The following is a 16,340-nucleotide window of genomic DNA, read 5'->3' on the forward strand; positions in this document are numbered from 1 at the left end:
TGCACCCATGCGCCGTCATGGCTTCTTGGGCCGCCTGGCCAGGGTCGCAAGGAATCCTTGCGGAAGCTGCTTTCAAAGTTTTACGCCTGCAGAACGAGCATCTGATGAGGGCTGGCTAGGGCCTGCGGGGATGCAGGCCCGGACCAACGTCGTTCTGCCGGATCAACTGTGCTCGTGACGCTTTGAAAACAGCTTCCAACGGACATTGTTGCCTTCGAAAAGGCCGGATGATTCTACGGTAAAAAACGCTGGAAGGTAAGGCGGCGATGATGACTTTAACGGGTGACCCTGGTTAGACAAAGGGCTAACATGGCCGCGTACTCCACCTTCAAGCCGTTGTATTTCATGTCCAACAAGTCCATCAAAACGCCCTGCGTCGGCCTGTGTTCCACGGTTTACGGAGACACGGTATGCCGAGGGTGCAAGCGCTTCCACCATGAGGTCATCCACTGGAATGGCTATGACGATGCGCAAAAACGCGCGGTCTGGTTACGCCTGGAGCAACTGCTGGTTCAGGTGATGATGGCCAAGCTCGAGGTGTTCGACAAAGGCTTGTTGCGCCAGCAACTTGAACAACGTGCCATACGGTATGTCGAGCAGCAGTCCGAGTACTGCTGGGCCTACCAGCTCATCGCCAGGGGCGCGCGCATGATTCGGGACCTGGAGGCCTACGGCATGGCATTGCTGCCCGAGTTCCGCGACTGGGAACTGCCACAACTGCGCGATGCAATTGATCGTGAGTTCTTTCTGTTGTCAGAGGCGCATTACCAGCGCTACATCGCGCCATCGTTTCTCAACAGCGCGTTGGAGTAGTCACCTTTCCCTCTATTTCGCTGCTTGGCTGGCCTCTAGCGTGGTGCTTCCGACGATCTAATGGAGCATCTCGATGGACAGCTATACCTTCAAACCCGATCTGTGCTTTCACGCACGTTGCTGGTGGCAGATAGACGGGGCCCGCATTGCAGAGGGTGCTTGGCACGCGGCCGTGCAGCATCTGGCCCCGCTGTGGGTGGGTTTCGAAAGTGGTGACGGTGATGATGGCTGGATGCGGACAGAGCCTGAAGGCGCATTGGAACCGTCTCCCAGCCCGCCTTTCAGGGGCGTTGGCATCTTGTGCCCTGTCCTGTGGTTTGGGGTGTACCATGTTCGCGATCTGTACAGTTACGAGATCAGGCCGGCCTATTTCGAGTCCACCGTTGATCTGTGGCCCAGGCTTGAGTATGTCATGGCCAAAGACTTCGGCTTTATAGGTATGTCCGGTAGTCCCCAGGCGGCAGGAACGGAGAACGCGCCGCTCTGGGGCATTGATGGCCTTGATCCCCGGCATCTGAAGGTTGGGCAGCGTAAAAGCAATCTACTGTTGTTTGACCCTGCCGGGGCAGCAGTCAGGCGTTACAAGCAGTTTGGTCGCTCTTACCTCGCCACCCACCAGGGGCGACGAGGTGCACTCAGTCTGGAGGTGGTCGGTCGCCCTGTGCCTCCTCATCCCAGGCCGTTGGAATAACCACTACGGTCAGGGCGAGTTAGGTCAACACGTGTTGATCGATTCGACCGGCTTGATGTAGAGCGCTTCCTTCTGCAATGCGCGGCCGGCGTTGCTTAGCGTTAGGCTCACATTCCGACTCAAGAGTGAGCCAGCATGACCGACTACATTCATCACCCTGAACTCTCGTTTCTTGCCCGCTGCTGATGGCAGTTGACCGAAGAGCTGATTCACCCGGATCGATGGTGGGACTGCCAGGACAAGCTCGCCCCAATGTGGCTTCACGTCGACGTAGCAAGTATCCACAACGATCATTGGTACAACTACTGGCGGGCCGAGCCTGAGGGGCAAGGGCCACTGCGACTGGCGCCAGAGGACTATACCAAGGATGGTCATCAGTATGGCGAGCTGTTCTGGTTCGGTGCCTACATTGCCGCTTCAGGGGAGGATGGGGCAAGGCTCCTACGAGATCCGGCCTTATGACAGAGACTGGCGACCGCTGAACCGAGTCCTTTACAACAATCCCTCCTCATTGTCGGGCTATGCGGCGGTCAAGCGCGAATGAGCCGAGCGCCGGGCAGTCGCGTCTTGCCAATCCCACCCATCTATGGTCCGTCGAAGCAATGGACTATGCCGGCATCAAGCGCGGTGCACGACTGTGCAACCTGATTTTGAAAAATGCTCAAGGCGCTGTGAAAAAGACGGTGTATCGTTGATCAATACGGTCAGCGGCCAACCTGGCCGGATAGCGCTAGAGATCCTCGACTATGCGCATCAGGCCCGCGAGTGGGCGTGGGGAGCAGGACTGGCAAGTGCTGGTGTCCGGTACGCATTCAAGCCTCAATACAGTTTTATTGGACGTGCTTGGTGGCGGCCTGAAGGTGAATCAACGGAACAAGGCTTGGTCACGGCAAGGTTCGACGAAGGCAGCGAATGGTCTCCGAGGGCCGGGTTGGCCGTTGAGACGAGCGATTATTTCGCGGATCGCTGGCGCATCGGCGAATTCCGCATGGCATGCGACCGCCTCTGTTTTGCCGCCTACGGCAATGGAGAAAGCCATGTCTATGAGCTGTGGCCGCTCGACAGTCACGGCAGACGGCTTGATTCTACCCTTAAAGAACAGCGCGGTTGGACGACAAGCCTGGCCAAGCGCTGGACCAGCAGGCGAGCCCTCCCAGACTTTCTCTGGAAGCTCCAGGGGCTCGATCCCACCACCCTGGAAGAAGGGGCATCTGTCCACAATGCGCAGTTGCAGCAAGTGAATAGCGGACCTGTGACGTTGCACTTGCCCCATCAACGCCGTCGGTTGATCGCAGGCGTCCAGGGGCAGCAGGGCTCGCTAATGCTTCAAGTGCTTGAGACCGCGGCCCGGTGCTGATCCGGTGGCACGTTGCCACGCGCAGGTCTGCAGCGGTGCAACTGCGCCGCCGGACCAGGCTGGGCAAGGCGCCGTGGACGGAGGCGTCAGCGCGTTAAGAGCCTGCCTTTGGGCTTAGTCGCCGCTGTATTCGCAGCCACTGGTGCACGTCTCGTGAATACGCACCTTGGACAGCTCTGGCAGCAACGGTTTGACCTGATCCCAGATCCATTTGGCGATGACTTCGCTGGTGGGATTTTCCAGGCCAGGAATGTCGTTCAGGTAGTTATGATCGAGCTGCTCGTAAATGGGCTTGAACACGGCCTTGATCTCGGCGAAGTCGCGAATCCAGCCGGTATGCGGGTCAAGCGGACCCGTCAGATGAAGGCCGACCTTGAACGAGTGCCCATGCAAACGCCCGCATTTATGGCCTTCGGGCACATGGGGAAGGCGGTGGGCGGATTCGAACGTAAATTCTTTAAAGATTTCCACGCAGTCAAACTCTGTCTGAATCAGTAATGCGCGCAGTTTACCAGCATGCCTCTCACAAGGCTTGCAGTCGTTCATGCAGCCGCCCGGTGGCGACCAATTCTAGAAACTCGTCGCCCAGGCGTTGGCTTTCATCGATGGCCTTGTACCAGTAGCGCTGGCGCGCCGGTGCGTCGCCCATGAAGCGCTTGAAGTCGTTTCGGTCGGGCAGCTTCCCATGGGGCAGGGTTGCCAGGTAGGCCGGCGAGGGCGCCAGCAGCAGTACGTTCTGCAGGCGCCTGGCATCGCCCTTGCGCCACGGCAGGGCCTTGTCGAACCAGCCAGGGACGACTTTGTCAGTGAAGTGCGGGTAAACCACCAGGTCATCGCCGCCGTAGGGCAGATCCAGGTGATAGTCCAGCAGCCCGCCATCGCGGTACATGCCGGTCCCGGCCCCTGGGATGTCCCGTACCCCCTCCATGACCATGGGGATCGATCCCGAGGCAAGTAGGGCATGGCGCAGGTTTGCCAGGTCCAGCGGCAGGCAGCGCGTCGGGAAATCCGTCAGGGTATCAAGCGGTGGCAGGCTGCGGCTGTCGTGCAGAATGACCCGCTCGAAATGTCGGGCCAGGCGGGATCTGCCCAACAGGTTACTGGCGATCACCGAGCCAAGGCCCATACCCAGTCGGCCGCGATGATCGTGAGCGAGCTGGCCATGGCTTTTGACGACCAGGATATTCAACCGGTACGCCGGGCTCGCCAGCACCTGGCCGTCGCGCCCCTGCAACAGCTCGTCGAGCATGCACTGGCAACTGCGTGTTATCTGGGCTGGGGTAACGCCTTTTGCAAAATCCTGCTCGGTGTAGAGCATTCCCAGCCGCCGCAGCCCGGCAACCGGGTCGTCAAGGCAGGCGCTTGCGAAGCGCCAGGCGCCAATCGATGCGCCAATCAGTGCGCGCGGGCGAGGGGCCGATGGCAGGAACTGACCGAACAGCGCCAAGTCCAGGCCCTGAATGCCCAGCGGTTTTGGCCCACCTGCTGCGCCCGGGAGCACGCCGACGTCGGCAGCCTGCAGCCCGCGCTCTCTAATTTGGCTCAAGGCGCGTTGGCCAGCCTTCAGGGTAAGGGCGGGGTACTTGACGTGTATAGCGCTCATGGCGGACCTCTGCGGCGACGGGCGCCGCATTATAGAGTGATGCAGCCGTTCGAGACGTGCCCTGTTGACCTGCCGGCTACGCTATCATGCGGCCAGCTGTTTTCAGGTTGAGTTAAGGACTGCTGGTTAATGTTGATTGCGTAGACAACGTGTACAGCATTATGGAGAAACGAACGATGAAAACCTTGACTGCACTGTTCACCGCCGCTGCCCTGTCGCTGGGTGCCAATGCTGCATTCGCCAAGGATGTGCAGCCTGACGAAGTGGTCAAACTGGTCAACACCAAGACCATCAAGTCCCTGGACGAACTCAAGGCGGCCGCCATTGCCAAGCACCCGGGTTCCACCGTCACGGACTCGGAACTTGAAGACGAATACGGCCGCTACGTGTACAAGGTCGAACTGCGCGATACCCAGAATGTGGAGTGGGACGTGGCTTTCGATGCCAAGACCGGTGAACTGCTGAAGGATGAGCGAGACAACTGATGAACCCACCTCCACGGGCAGCGCGCTACCTGGCCCTCGCTCTGCTGGCAGCGTGCTCGCTGGCCGCTGCCCGGGACCTGGACCAGGATGAGGCACTGGCTTTGCGCCAGAAGGGCGTGATTCTACCGCTCGAACACTTGCTGGAAACGGCCATGGCCCGTCACCCAGGGGCGCGTTTGCTGGAGGCAGAGCTTGAAGAAGACGACGACCGCTATGAGTACGAGGTCGAGTTGCTGACGGTGGACGGCGTAGTACGGGAGGTCAAGCTCGATGCTGCCACCGGTGCCCTGCTCAAAGACGAGGAAGATGACTGAATGCGCCTGTTGCTTGTCGAGGATAATGTCCCGCTGGCCGACGAACTTACCACTGCGCTGCAGCGTCAGGGGTACGCCGTCGATTGGCTGGCCGATGGCCGAGATGCGGTCTATCAGGGCCAGTGCGAGCCTTATGACCTGATCATCCTGGACCTTGGTCTGCCAGGGTTGCCTGGCCTCGAAGTCCTGGCTCAGTGGCGTGCAGGCGGGCTGCTGACGCCTGTGCTGATTCTGACGGCGCGTGGCTCCTGGGCCGAGCGCATCGAAGGGCTGAAGGCCGGCGCCGACGATTACCTCAGCAAACCCTTTCACCCCGAAGAATTGCAGTTACGCATCCAGGCGCTGCTGCGCCGCGCGCGTGGACTTGCCAACCAGCCAAAGCTCGAGGCTGCCGGCTTGCATCTGGACGAACGTCGTCAATGCGTAAGCCGCGAGGGCGTCGATATCCAGCTTACGGCCGCGGAATTTCGCCTGTTGCGCTACTTCATGCTGCACCCCCAGCAGATCCTGTCCAAAAGCCACCTGGCTGAGCACCTCTACGACGGCGAGACCGAGCGCGACTCCAACGTGCTCGAGGTTCACGTCAACCACTTGCGCCGCAAACTTGGCCGTACGGTGATCGAGACACGACGCGGCCAGGGCTACCTGTATGCCGGGAGCGCTGCGTGAAGTCGATCCAGGCGCGGCTCAGCCTGGGCCTGGTGGCTGTGTTGGTGGTAGTAGGGGTGGTACTGGCGCAACTGACGCTGTGGCTGTTCGAAGCCGGGTTGCAACGTTACCTGGAAAACGGCCTGCGCAATGAAAGCGAGAACCTGTTGGTGGCGCTGGTGCGCGGGCCTGCGGGCATGCAGCTCGACGAGCAACGCATCTCGGCTGCCTATCAGCGACCGTTTTCCGGCTATTACTTTCGCATCGACTTTGCCCAGGGCACGTGGCGTTCACGCTCCCTGTGGGACATGAACCTGCCCAAACCGTCGGCCCCTGGTCTGTCGGACCGGCACGAGCTTGGGCCAGAAGGGCAGGAGTTACTGACGCTGCGTGCCGATTACCGGCGCCTGGGGCAGGACATATCCATCAGTGTCGCCCAAGATTACTCACCTGTGCGACAAGGCTTCCGGCGCCTTCAGCAAATTGGGCTGGGCATGGGCCTGGTCGCGCTGGCCCTGGTGCTGGTCCTTCAGCGCATGACCGTCACCCGCTCGCTGCGCCCGCTGGAGCGGGCGCGCCAGCAAATCGCCCAGTTGCAGCAGGGGCAACGCTCCCAGCTCGATGCCCAAGTGCCCAGTGAGCTGGTGCCGCTGGTTGGGCAGATCAACCATTTGCTCAGCCATACCGAAGACAGTCTGCGACGCTCGCGCAATGCACTGGGTAACCTGGGCCACGCCCTGAAAACGCCCCTGGCGGTGCTGCTTAGCCTGGCATCCAGCGAGCGCCTGCAGGGCTTGCCTGAGGTCCGTGCACAGATGCGCGAGCAGTTGCAGCAGATCGAGCAGCGCCTGGCCCGTGAGCTCAACCGCGCACGCCTGGCAGGCGATGCGTTGCCGGGTGCGCAATTTGCCTGTGATGACGAGTTGCCGGGGTTGCTGAGCACCTTGGGCATGATCCATGGCGAGGGCCTGCTGCTGAGCCACGCCGTGCCACCTGGCCTGCTGCTGCCCTGGGATCGCGAAGACATGCTGGAACTGCTGGGTAACCTGCTGGACAACGCCTGCAAATGGGCGGACAGCGAGGTGCACTTGGGCATCGCAGCCACCGAGGAACACTATCAGCTGTGGGTTGACGACGACGGCCCTGGTATCCCTCACCAGCAGCGTGTGCAAGTGCTTGAACGGGGTTCTCGGCTTGACGAAGAAGTCGATGGACACGGTCTGGGGTTGGGCATCGTGCGTGACATCGTCCAGGCTTGGGGCGGGAAACTGCAACTGCTTGAGAGTCCGATGGGTGGATTGCGTGTGGATATCCAGTTGCCGCGCCGGAGCCTGTGACCAGCGCGGCGTCACACAGGTCGGCCCCGTTGCCGCTGGCAAACGGCTGTACTGCAAAAAAAATGCATCACTGCCACATTTTTTTGAATTAGCCCAAATGGACGTCGCTCGGCAGAATCGCTGCATGTAGCCTTCACTGGCCGATGGGCCAAGGCCTACGTTTCTTCTTCCGTCCAGACCTACAGAACCCGAAACGACATGCCTGCCTCGCGTACCGACCGTCTTTTGCAGTGGTTATTACCGCCGTCCCTGAACATCCCCCCCACCCAATGGCTGCGCGCCGGTATCGGCGCATTGGTCGGCCTGTTTCTCGCAGGCTGGCTGACGAGCCTGGCGTATGGCCCGGATATCGCCTTGCACCTGCTCGGGCCGTTAGCGGCCTCCGCGGTGCTGGTGTTCGCCGTTCATTCAGGTCCCCTTGCACAGCCTTGGCCAGTGCTTGGCAGCTATACCCTGGCCGCGATCGTTGGCTTGGCAATGCGAGACGGTTTTGGTCCAGGGCTTGGGGTCGCCGCCGCTGCCCTGTGTCTGTCCATCCTGGTGATGTGCTTGCTGCGCTGCCTGCATCCACCCGGTGGGGGAGTGGCGGTCAGTGCGGTTCTGGCCGACCCAGGGCTGACCGCCTTGGGTGACCATCTGCTTGAGCCAGTGCTGCTCAACGCGCTGATTCTTGTTGCGGTGGCTACCCTCTATAACCGCTTGACCGGGGTGCGCTACCCGAAAGGCCCTGCACCGCGTAAGGATTTGCACCACACCCACGATCCGCTGCCCAGTGAGCGCGTCGGCATCCGCGGTGAGGACCTGGATCAGGCGCTGGAAGAGTTGGGCGAGTTTGTCGACGTCACACGCGACGAGCTGGAGCGCATCATTCTCGCCACCGAGCAGCACGCGCTGCAGCGCAGTCTCGGTGGCATAACGGCGGCGTCGGTGATGTCGAAGGACGTGCAGTTCGTCAGCCCCGAGACCACCTTGCAGCAGGCCTGGAAGCTGCTCGACAGCCACCATGTCAAGACCCTGCCGGTGCTGCAGGACGGCGCCTTGGTGGGGATCGTCAGCCTGAGCGACCTGGTAGGCCCGGCCATGCAGCAGGCGCGTTTGAGCTGGCGGGGCCTGTTCGGGCGCAAGCCCGTGCGCATGGCGCAGGTGATGAGCCGCCGGGTCGTGAGTGTCAGCAGCCAGCACCCGCTGGAGCGCCTGTTGCCGCTGCTGTGCGAGCAGGGGCTGCACTGCCTGCCGGTGCTCGACGGTGATGTGTTGGTAGGGGTGGTCACCCAGACTGACCTGATCGCCGGGCTCAAGCGCCAGTTGCTCAGCAGCGCCAATGCCTCAGAGCGTCGGGTCCCAGCGTTGTGACCAGTCGCTGGCCTCGGCTGCGATAAGCCGGCGCAGGATGCCCAGGGCCTGTTGCAACGCTTCGCTGTCACGCTCGCGGGCGTAGACCAGAAAGGTGGGATAGGTGAATTCCGGCGCCTGCGGTACGCGCTCGAAGACGCCACTGTCCAGATAAGCCTGCACCACCCGCGTGCGAAAATAGCCGCTACCGCCCTTGTCGAGGATGAACTGCAAGGCAAGCGGCCCCAGGTTGAAACGCAGCGCGGCACGGGCGCAGTCGGGCAGGGCGGCGTCATGTTGCCGGCGGAAGGCCTCACCCCAGTCGATATAGATGTACGGCTCCGGCCGTTCGACCCGCCGGATTCGCACCAGCTTTTCTTCCATCAGCTGCTCGACCTGCAAGCCTGGCCCGTAGATCGGCTGGTACACCAGAGCAGCGTCCAGCACGCCCATCTCCACCTTGCGCAGCAACGACTCGCCGTCGCTCACTTCGCTGTGGATGCTCTGGCCAGGCAGCTCCTGATACAGCGCCGTGACCCAGTCAAGCATCATCGGGTTACCAAGGCTCACCTCGCCCCCAAGGTGCAGTACCTGCTGGTAGCCAGGCGGCAAGGGCAAGTCGCGTCGTGCCGCCTCCCAGGTCTGCACCAGCTGGTTGGCATACCCGACGAAGGCTTCACCGTGGCTGGTCAGGCGGGCGCCACTTCGGCTTCTTATGAACAGGGTGCAGCCCAGTTGCTGCTCGAGGCGCTGCAACCTGGCGGTGACCGCTGTCTGCGATACGTACAGGCGCTCCGCAGCCGCCACTAGGCTGCCGCTGCGCACGACTTCCAGAAAAGTGCGGGCCTGATCGATGTCCATTGAGGTGCTCACCGTAAAAAACTGGTCGCTATTCTAGTGAGTTCGTCGCCGCATTGAACGACTTTTGCCCACGTTGCAAAAATGCAGGTCGGTTAGGCCATATCGCGTCTGGCGTCTGGGTACAGGGCATCCATACTCAGCGTTCGCCCTTCAAGAACAACAACATCGGGTCAACTCACCATGAGCTATCAGCACAGTTACGCCCAATCCATTGCCGACCCCGCCGCCTTCTGGGCAGAGCAGGCGCGCTCGGTAGCTTGGTACCGCGAACCCACCGTAGTCCTCGAGAACAATGCCGATGGCACTCACCAGTGGTTCCCTGACGCAAGCTTGAACAGTTGCTACCTGGCTCTGGATCATCAGATCGAGCAGGGTCGGGGGGATCAGTTGGCGCTGATTTACGATTCCCCGGTGACCGGCACACAGCAGTCATTCTCTTACCTTCAGCTTCGCGAAGAGGTCGCGCGGCTGGCCGGCTTGCTGCGCCAGCTGGGGGTGCAAAAAGGCGATGGCGTCATCATCTACATGCCGATGGTGCCCCAGGCCGCCATGGCCATGTTGGCCTGCGCGCGCATTGGTGCTGTTCACTCGGTGGTATTCGGCGGGTTTGCGGCCAATGAACTGGCGTTGCGCATCGATGACGCGCGCCCGGTGTTGCTGCTGACCGCTTCCTGTGGGCTGGAGTTCGAGCGGGTCATCGAGTACAAGCCATTGGTTGATCGCGCCCTGGCGCTGGCCCGCCACCGCCCGCGCAACGTATTGGTCTGGCAGCGGCCCCAGGCGCAAGCGCCATTGCAGGCAGGGCGAGACCTGGATTGGGCTCAGTCCGTAACCGATGCGCAGCCAGTGGCGCCTGTTGAACTGGGTGCGGCAGACCCGCTGTACATCATGTACACCTCAGGTACCACCGGCAAACCTAAAGGCATCGTTCGCGAGAATGGCGGCAATGCCGTAGCGCTGCACTATGCCATGCGCACCGTCTACGGCATGCAGCCAGGCGATGTCTGGTGGGGCATCTCCGACGTGGGCTGGGTGGTGGGGCACTCCTTGATCGTGTACGGGCCGCTGATGTGCGGCTGCACGAGTGTATTTTACGAAGGCAAGCCCATCCGCACACCGGATGCTTCTGCCTACTGGCGGGTGGTTGAGCAGTACAAGGTCAATGCGCTGTTCTGTGCGCCCACGGCCATGCGTGCCATCCGCAAGGAGGACCCTGACGCCGAACTGCTACGCAAGCATGACCTGAGTTCGTTGCGCCAGTTGTTCCTGGCAGGCGAAAAACTCGATTCCAGTACCCATCAATGGCTGGAGCGGGTAAGCGGCAAGCCGGTGCATGATCATTGGTGGCAGACCGAGACCGGCTGGCCGGTGACTGCGCCCTGCGTGGGGCTCGAGGGTAGCGCGGCAAGAGCAGGGTCGAGCAATCGCGCGGTGCCCGGGTACCATGTGCAGGTGCTCGATGACGACGGCCATCTGGTCGGGCCCAATCACCAGGGCGCGATCGTCATCGCACTGCCGTTGCCGCCAGGCTGCAGCCAGACGTTGTGGGGCGATCACCCGCGCTATGTCCAGGCTTACTTAAGTACGTACCCCGGCTACTACCACACAGGTGACGGCGGCTATCTGGATGAGGACGGGTTCGTCTACATCATGGGTCGCACAGATGATGTGATCAATGTTTCCGGGCATCGTCTTTCCACCGGCGAGATGGAGGATCTGGTCGCGCGTCATTCTGCTGTCGCCGAGTGCGCAGTGATCGGCGTTCACGATGACATCAAAGGGCAGGTGCCACTCGCGTTGGTGGTGCTCAAGGACGGCGCCGGCATTGTGGAGTCGCAGTTGCTCCTCGATCTTGTGGCCAGCGTACGTGAGGAGATTGGCGCATTGGCCTGCTTCAATCAGGTCCGGCTGGTCAAGCGTCTGCCCAAGACCCGGTCAGGCAAGATTCTGCGGGCGGTACTGCGCAAGATCGCCGATGGACAAGCGTACACGCCTCCCTCTACGGTGGACGATCCGGCAGTCCTCCAAGAAATCGAAGCGGTGCTCTCAGGGCTTGCGAGGGCGAGCTAAGACGGCTAGCCCGGCCCCGCTCAGCTTTCGGCGCCGGCGGGGCCCACTTGCTGTAGCTGGCCCAGGCGACTACGCGTGCGCATCAGGTCTGCAAGCGATCCCTCAAGGCTTTCTGCCAGCGGGCGCGAGCCAATGAGAGTCAGTTGCCGGTCCTGGTCGTAGAGCACGTCGACCACGTTGACGAAACGCTGCTGGGCAGCAAGCGAGCATGTCCCCAGGTCGCCCAGGCCTTCGATGATCCAGTGGGAGTATTGCTGGGCAAGTGCCAGGTAATCGATCACGGCTGTGGGCTGCTCGCACAGGTCTTCGAAAGTGAACCTGATCTGGTCGCCCTCAGCGCCCTGTAGGCGTAGCGGACGATTATTGACCATGAGGGTATCGCCCTGGGTCGTCGGCATGTGCAGGGACTGGCGCTGCATATCGGTACCGGGCCAGATGTAACGGCCCTGCGTGAAGCGTTGCAGTGCACGGTTGGCCGGCAGGCTGCGAAAGTCCGTTTTACCGCCGACTTCCTTGATGACCATGCAGTGGTTGATCAGGTCGATCACAGGCTGGAATCGCTGGTGGTAAAGCGGATTGGGCAGCAACCCTTCAGGTGCGTAGTTGCTGGTGAGCACCAGCAATGTGCCCCGTGCGAACAGGGCCTCGAATAACCGCGTCAACAGCATGGCATCCCCAATGTCATGCACATGAAATTCATCGAAACACAGGATGTCGTTCTGTCCGATCAATTCGTCGAGCGTGATGCCGATGGCGTCACCACTTGCCTGGTGGCGATGCACGCCCTGATGCAAGCGGGCGAAGAAATCATGGAAGTGCCAGCGCAGCTTGGCTGGGCTGGGCACCCACTGGAAGAAGCCATCGAGTAACCAGCTTTTACCACGACCGACCGGGCCGTGCAGGTACACGCCCGTAGCGTGCCCCGCTCTGTGCTGTTCAACCTGCTGCGACATGCAGGTGATGGCCTGACGTTGACTCTCGCTAAGCGTAAAGCCGCATCGGCGGGCCTTGTCATCGAAAGCGCCAGCCAAGTCATTACTGGGCGCTGCTGCACAGTGACTAAAGCGCTTGCCAAGGTGGCGCAGCGGGGCAGGTATCCAGGCGGGCAAAGGCTCGTTTCCTTGTAACAGACGGTAGCGAGAATCTTGCACTAGCCTTGGCTGTATGACCAATCGAGAAAGTGACCGTCAGTGATCACCTGCTGCGATAGGTCACCGCACCCGGGCACCTTATGCCTTGGGTTGCAGTTGACGCTCGATCATGTACTTCACGGTCAACCGGCGCTCCTTGAGACGGCGAAGGTCTTCGTCCTCGAAATTGCCTGCCGAGATGGATTCGGCCGCCAGCACCTGGTTGTCAATGTCGACATATTCGTCGAGCAAGCGGTCCAGGGCTTTATCGGTCTGACGGCGTTGTTGAACGATTTCACGAGGGTAGTGCAGGTCTTGATACAGATCGTGTGAAACAGGCATGGCATCCTCCAGAAGCATGACGGTGGCGATAACCATTGGAATGAAGGTTTGCGATTGCGTTGACGAGAAGGGGCAGGAATGCGACGAACGGTATTGCCGCATTGTTTCTGACGACTAACTCGCTGTTTTTCGGTAATTTTTTTAACAGAGGGCTTCCCAAGCTCCAACATTGTTGATAAAGTGCCGCGCATTCCAAGACAACAACGCGTTGTCAGTTACTTGGAGTTGTCAGAGCAGCTTCAGCTGCATCCGATACAGGGGCGTCGCCAAGCGGTAAGGCAGCAGGTTTTGATCCTGCCATGCGTTGGTTCGAATCCAGCCGCCCCTGCCATTTTCTACATTTCTATTTTCAGTGCATGGGCTACCGGCGCTGAATTCGTCGTTTCTGAGATTCGCAATTTTCCGGCAGATTTCCTTTGATCGAGAGGCGCATCCTGCAAAGCGCCTCTTTTCAAAAGCCGTCCCTGGCGGATCCTCAACCTATGCGTCAGCTCGCTGTACCCAGCATCTCGTTCAGTGCCCTGGCAAGTTCGTCAGCTTGTACCGGCTTTTGAATGACCAGGCTATCGGGCAAGTCCAGCCCTTGGAGCTCCGCATAACCCGTCAGGAACACCACGCGCAGGTTGGGGTAGCGCTCTCTGGCCGCCATGGCCAGCTGAGCGCCATTGAACTCAGGCATGGCGAAGTCGGTGAGAAGCAAGTCGATATCATCGTCCAGCAGGGCCAGTGCCTGCTCCCCGCTGTGTGCCTGGCGAACCTGATACCCATACTGACGCAGGACATCGCCTAGCATGTCGCGCACCAGATGGTCGTCATCCACCAGCAGCACATTACGGTTGTAGCCGCTCTCGGTGATGGTATGGGTCAATGGCAGCGGTTCCGGTTCGCTCACGACCTGATCCTTCACCGCAGGCAAATAGACGGCCACTTCGGTGCCTCTACCCGGTGCGGTATCAATGCGCACCCCGCCGCCCGACTGCTTGGCAAACCCGAAGACCTGCGCCAGGCCCAGGCCGGAGCCCTTGCCGATGTCCTTGGTGGTGAAGAACGGTTCGAAGACCTTGGCCAGTACCTCCTCGCTCATGCCGCACCCCGTGTCGCGGATGCTCATCATGACGTACTCGCCAGGGTCTGGATCTTCCGGGCGGCGTGGCAAGTCATCGATGCGCGTGTTGCGTGTGGACAAGGTCAGCTGGCCGCCCTCGGGCATGGCGTCGCGGGCGTTGATCGCCAGGTTCAGGATGATCATCTCGGTCTGGGTCGGGTCCGTAAGCGCCTGCCAGAGTGATTTGTCCAGATCCAGGCGTACAGAGACATTGCCGCCCAGGGTGCGGCGTAGCAGTTCTTCGAGTCCATCAAGCGTGCGGTTCAGGTTCAGCGGCACGGGTTCGAGCCGTTGGCGCCTGGAAAATGCCAGCAATTGCGAGGTCAGCTTGGCGCCGCGTTCACCCGCTTCCCTGATGTGAGTAAGCCTGGTTCGTGCCTTCTCGACATCGGCTTTCACCAGGTCGCGCTCCAGAAAGCTCGCCCCAGTCAGGATCACAGTCAGCAAGTTGTTGAAGTCGTGGGCCACGCCCGCGGTAAGCTGGCCCACAGCCTCCAGACGCTGCATCTGTTGCAGGGCGGCCTCGATACGCTCACGCTCGCTGATCTGTTCGCGCAGGCGGGCATTGGCCTCGGCCAAACCCATTGCCGTTTCACGCTCACTGGTAATGTCCCGCGCGACCACGTAGAGCAGGGTGTCCTCGGGTACCACAACCCACGACAGCCAACGCTGCTGGCCACCTGCGTGAAGAATCCGGCCCACAAACCGCGCGCTGGTGCGCCCATGGGCCAGGGACGCCAGTTCGGTTAGCAGCAGTTCCTGATCCGCCTCTGGTAGCAGGTGCAACAGCGACGACTGGCTCAAACGTTCACGCGAAAGGCCCAGACTGGCTTCCCAGGCTGGGTTTAGCGCCACCGGTGTCAGGTCGTGGTTGAGCACGGCCAGCAGGTCCTGGGAGAGCTCCCAGGCACGGTCGCGCTCGCGGGTACGTCGCTCGACACGCTCGCCGAGCATTTCGTTGAGTTGGCGCAATGCCTGGGTGGCCACGCGCTGGGTGTGAACATCCTGAAGAACACCTGAAAAACGTACGCACTTGCCGTCGACGAACTGGCTCTGGCCACTGCTCAGGACCCACCGGGGCTCCTGGCCATCGGGCGGCACGATGCGAAACTCCATGCGATAGTTGCCGCCACTTTCCGGGAGCATGGCCAGGTCGACAGCTTTGCGAACCATCTCCACGTCGTCTGGATAAATGCCAGCGTAGAACACCTCCAGGCTCATCTCGGTGTCCAGCGGCAGGCCGAACATTGCCTTGCAGCGTTCATCCCACGCCAGCACTCCCTCTTGGGGCCTCAAGTCCCAGGTCCCCATGCCCGCAGCGTTGATAGCAATGCGCGCGCGTGCTTCCACCTCCGCCAAGGCCTCTTCGGCGCGGCGTCTGCGCTGGCGCTCCTGCACCTCGGTGAGTGCACGGCGCACTGCCTTGGGCAACAACGGCAGGTTTTTCTTGAGCACGTAATCGGTGGCGCCCAGGCGGATCATCTCTACCGCATGTTCCTCGCCGTAGATACCGGAGAGGAAAATGAAGGGCACATCAGGGGCCAGGCGTTGGGCGATCGAGAGCACTTCGGTGCCGGATGACCCAGGCAATACGCAATCACACAGGATCAGGTCATAGCGCCCTTCGCGAAGGGCATGCTCGACGCCGTTGTGATCGAAGACCAGGTGAGACTGGATGCGCAGACCGCTGCGCTCAAGGCGCATCAGGGTGAGCTCGGCGTCCATCGAGCTGTCTTCGACCATCAGTAGATTCAGCGGGGTAGACTGCATCGTGGTGCAGGCCTCAGTTGCCGCGACGGTTCAGGCGCAACGAGCCGGGTGGAGGCTCGTTGAGTACCGCCCAGAAGATGCCCAGGTCGGAAATGGCGGCAACGAATTCCTTGAACTCGACGGGTTTGACCACATAAGCGTTGACGCCCAGTTCGTAGGCGCGCAGCAGGTCGGGTTCTTCGCGGGACGAGGTCAGCATCACGGTCGGAATACTGCGCAGCTCCGGGGAGGCACGCAGCGCCTTCAGTACCTCCAGCCCATCGACTTTCGGCAGCTTGAGGTCGAGCAAAATCACGGCAGGGTTGCCGTCGTCGCGGTCGGCGTAGGCCTCGCGGCGCAACAGGTAATCCAAGGCATCTGCGCCGTCGCGCAGCACGATGACTTCGTTGGCCAACTGGCTGCGCTCCAGTGCCAGGAGTGTCAGCTCCAGGTCCCGAGGGTTGTCCTCGACCAGCAAGATGGGTTTGAGCATGATAGGTGCG

Annotated in this window: 17 protein-coding genes and 1 tRNA gene; 11 read left to right on the top strand and 7 right to left on the bottom strand. The window is 61.1% G+C overall.

Going from position 1 to position 16,340, the window contains the following annotated elements; translation table 11 throughout:
• Nucleotides 1-345 precede the first annotated feature (345 nt).
• The 4 genes from ACF8E5_RS04635 to ACF8E5_RS04650 all read left to right on the top strand — a co-directional run bounded on the left by ACF8E5_RS04635 (nucleotide 346) and on the right by ACF8E5_RS04650 (nucleotide 2,861).
• On the top strand, nucleotides 346-813 hold the full coding sequence (locus tag ACF8E5_RS04635; RefSeq protein ID WP_100852605.1) for a DUF1289 domain-containing protein: 468 nt from the start codon (nucleotides 346-348) through the stop codon (nucleotides 811-813).
• A gap of 73 nt (nucleotides 814-886) precedes the next feature.
• Nucleotides 887-1,504 (top strand): hypothetical protein, encoded by a 618-nt coding sequence (locus tag ACF8E5_RS04640; protein WP_058637386.1) that lies wholly within the window; start codon nucleotides 887-889, stop codon nucleotides 1,502-1,504.
• A 252-nt stretch (nucleotides 1,505-1,756) separates the two neighbouring features.
• Nucleotides 1,757-1,966 (top strand): hypothetical protein, encoded by a 210-nt coding sequence (locus ACF8E5_RS04645; protein WP_058637385.1) that lies wholly within the window; start codon nucleotides 1,757-1,759, stop codon nucleotides 1,964-1,966.
• A gap of 175 nt (nucleotides 1,967-2,141) precedes the next feature.
• A complete protein-coding gene (locus ACF8E5_RS04650; protein ID WP_392474962.1) occupies nucleotides 2,142-2,861 on the top strand; it encodes a hypothetical protein in 720 nt (239 codons plus the stop codon).
• Between the two features lie 114 nt (nucleotides 2,862-2,975).
• On the opposite strand, the gene queD is transcribed toward ACF8E5_RS04650, so the two are convergent.
• Together queD and ACF8E5_RS04660 are read right to left on the bottom strand one after the other, a co-directional pair.
• Complete coding sequence (gene queD, locus ACF8E5_RS04655; protein WP_033695042.1) at nucleotides 2,976-3,332, bottom strand: 6-carboxytetrahydropterin synthase QueD; 357 nt, start codon at nucleotides 3,330-3,332, stop codon at nucleotides 2,976-2,978.
• Between the two features lie 52 nt (nucleotides 3,333-3,384).
• Nucleotides 3,385-4,464 carry a hypothetical protein gene (locus ACF8E5_RS04660; RefSeq protein WP_058637383.1) on the bottom strand — a complete coding sequence of 360 codons (1,080 nt, stop codon included), beginning with the start codon at nucleotides 4,462-4,464 and terminating at the stop codon, nucleotides 3,385-3,387.
• A 176-nt stretch (nucleotides 4,465-4,640) separates the two neighbouring features.
• On the opposite strand from ACF8E5_RS04660, the gene ACF8E5_RS04665 reads away from it, so the two are divergent.
• The 5 genes from ACF8E5_RS04665 to ACF8E5_RS04685 all read left to right on the top strand — a co-directional run bounded on the left by ACF8E5_RS04665 (nucleotide 4,641) and on the right by ACF8E5_RS04685 (nucleotide 8,601).
• Nucleotides 4,641-4,949, top strand: coding sequence for a PepSY domain-containing protein (locus ACF8E5_RS04665; protein WP_058637382.1), 309 nt, complete (start codon nucleotides 4,641-4,643; stop codon nucleotides 4,947-4,949).
• Nucleotides 4,949-5,263, top strand: a complete 315-nt coding sequence (locus ACF8E5_RS04670; protein ID WP_058603824.1) for a PepSY domain-containing protein — start codon at nucleotides 4,949-4,951, stop codon at nucleotides 5,261-5,263. The genes ACF8E5_RS04665 and ACF8E5_RS04670 overlap by 1 nt, the downstream gene beginning before the upstream one ends.
• Nucleotides 5,264-5,932 (top strand): response regulator transcription factor, encoded by a 669-nt coding sequence (locus ACF8E5_RS04675; RefSeq protein WP_058637381.1) that lies wholly within the window; start codon nucleotides 5,264-5,266, stop codon nucleotides 5,930-5,932. It begins immediately after the preceding gene.
• A complete protein-coding gene (locus ACF8E5_RS04680; protein ID WP_058637380.1) occupies nucleotides 5,929-7,248 on the top strand; it encodes a sensor histidine kinase in 1,320 nt (439 codons plus the stop codon). Before ACF8E5_RS04675 ends, ACF8E5_RS04680 begins: the two co-directional genes overlap by 4 nt.
• A 198-nt stretch (nucleotides 7,249-7,446) precedes the next feature.
• On the top strand, nucleotides 7,447-8,601 hold the full coding sequence (locus ACF8E5_RS04685) for an HPP family protein (protein WP_058637379.1): 1,155 nt from the start codon (nucleotides 7,447-7,449) through the stop codon (nucleotides 8,599-8,601).
• On the opposite strand, the gene ACF8E5_RS04690 is transcribed toward ACF8E5_RS04685, so the two are convergent.
• Nucleotides 8,575-9,441 (bottom strand): LysR family transcriptional regulator, encoded by an 867-nt coding sequence (locus ACF8E5_RS04690; RefSeq protein ID WP_078478781.1) that lies wholly within the window; start codon nucleotides 9,439-9,441, stop codon nucleotides 8,575-8,577. The two genes, ACF8E5_RS04685 and ACF8E5_RS04690, sit on opposite strands and share 27 nt — an antisense overlap.
• A 180-nt stretch (nucleotides 9,442-9,621) precedes the next feature.
• Between ACF8E5_RS04690 and ACF8E5_RS04695 the strand changes: the two genes are divergently transcribed.
• Complete coding sequence (locus tag ACF8E5_RS04695; protein ID WP_392474963.1) at nucleotides 9,622-11,511, top strand: propionyl-CoA synthetase; 1,890 nt, start codon at nucleotides 9,622-9,624, stop codon at nucleotides 11,509-11,511.
• A gap of 20 nt (nucleotides 11,512-11,531) precedes the next feature.
• On the opposite strand, the gene zapE is transcribed toward ACF8E5_RS04695, so the two are convergent.
• Both zapE and ACF8E5_RS04705 read right to left on the bottom strand, forming a co-directional pair.
• Complete coding sequence (zapE, locus tag ACF8E5_RS04700) at nucleotides 11,532-12,620, bottom strand: cell division protein ZapE (RefSeq protein WP_196124774.1); 1,089 nt, start codon at nucleotides 12,618-12,620, stop codon at nucleotides 11,532-11,534.
• Between the two features lie 120 nt (nucleotides 12,621-12,740).
• Complete coding sequence (locus ACF8E5_RS04705) at nucleotides 12,741-12,983, bottom strand: DUF465 domain-containing protein (RefSeq protein WP_058637376.1); 243 nt, start codon at nucleotides 12,981-12,983, stop codon at nucleotides 12,741-12,743.
• Nucleotides 12,984-13,239: 256 nt separating this feature from the next.
• Between ACF8E5_RS04705 and ACF8E5_RS04710 the strand changes: the two genes are divergently transcribed.
• A tRNA-Gln gene (locus ACF8E5_RS04710) sits at nucleotides 13,240-13,314 on the top strand.
• Between the two features lie 156 nt (nucleotides 13,315-13,470).
• Here the strand turns inward: ACF8E5_RS04710 and ACF8E5_RS04715 are convergent.
• Complete coding sequence (locus ACF8E5_RS04715) at nucleotides 13,471-15,858, bottom strand: hybrid sensor histidine kinase/response regulator (RefSeq protein ID WP_058637375.1); 2,388 nt, start codon at nucleotides 15,856-15,858, stop codon at nucleotides 13,471-13,473.
• A gap of 13 nt (nucleotides 15,859-15,871) precedes the next feature.
• Nucleotides 15,872-16,330: a response regulator gene (locus tag ACF8E5_RS04720; protein ID WP_027914629.1), complete on the bottom strand. Its 459-nt coding sequence runs from the start codon at nucleotides 16,328-16,330 to the stop codon at nucleotides 15,872-15,874.
• Nucleotides 16,331-16,340 lie beyond the last annotated feature (10 nt).

It is taken from the genome of Pseudomonas sp. WSY_20 (assembly GCF_043104335.1).
In the GTDB taxonomy this organism is placed as follows: Bacteria; Pseudomonadota; Gammaproteobacteria; order Pseudomonadales; family Pseudomonadaceae; genus Aquipseudomonas; species Aquipseudomonas parafulva_B.

Coding starts and splice junctions, on each gene's coding strand:
- ACF8E5_RS04635 (WP_100852605.1), top strand. CDS start 346: ATGTCCAACAAGTCCATCAAAACGCCCTGCGTCGGCCTGTGTTCCACG.
- ACF8E5_RS04640 (WP_058637386.1), top strand. CDS start 887: ATGGACAGCTATACCTTCAAACCCGATCTGTGCTTTCACGCACGTTGC.
- ACF8E5_RS04645 (WP_058637385.1), top strand. CDS start 1,757: ATGTGGCTTCACGTCGACGTAGCAAGTATCCACAACGATCATTGGTAC.
- ACF8E5_RS04660 (WP_058637383.1), bottom strand. CDS start 4,464: ATGAGCGCTATACACGTCAAGTACCCCGCCCTTACCCTGAAGGCTGGC.
- ACF8E5_RS04665 (WP_058637382.1), top strand. CDS start 4,641: ATGAAAACCTTGACTGCACTGTTCACCGCCGCTGCCCTGTCGCTGGGT.
- ACF8E5_RS04670 (WP_058603824.1), top strand. CDS start 4,949: ATGAACCCACCTCCACGGGCAGCGCGCTACCTGGCCCTCGCTCTGCTG.
- ACF8E5_RS04675 (WP_058637381.1), top strand. CDS start 5,264: ATGCGCCTGTTGCTTGTCGAGGATAATGTCCCGCTGGCCGACGAACTT.
- ACF8E5_RS04685 (WP_058637379.1), top strand. CDS start 7,447: ATGCCTGCCTCGCGTACCGACCGTCTTTTGCAGTGGTTATTACCGCCG.
- ACF8E5_RS04690 (WP_078478781.1), bottom strand. CDS start 9,441: ATGGACATCGATCAGGCCCGCACTTTTCTGGAAGTCGTGCGCAGCGGC.
- ACF8E5_RS04695 (WP_392474963.1), top strand. CDS start 9,622: ATGAGCTATCAGCACAGTTACGCCCAATCCATTGCCGACCCCGCCGCC.
- ACF8E5_RS04705 (WP_058637376.1), bottom strand. CDS start 12,983: ATGCCTGTTTCACACGATCTGTATCAAGACCTGCACTACCCTCGTGAA.
- ACF8E5_RS04715 (WP_058637375.1), bottom strand. CDS start 15,858: ATGCAGTCTACCCCGCTGAATCTACTGATGGTCGAAGACAGCTCGATG.
- ACF8E5_RS04720 (WP_027914629.1), bottom strand. CDS start 16,330: ATGCTCAAACCCATCTTGCTGGTCGAGGACAACCCTCGGGACCTGGAG.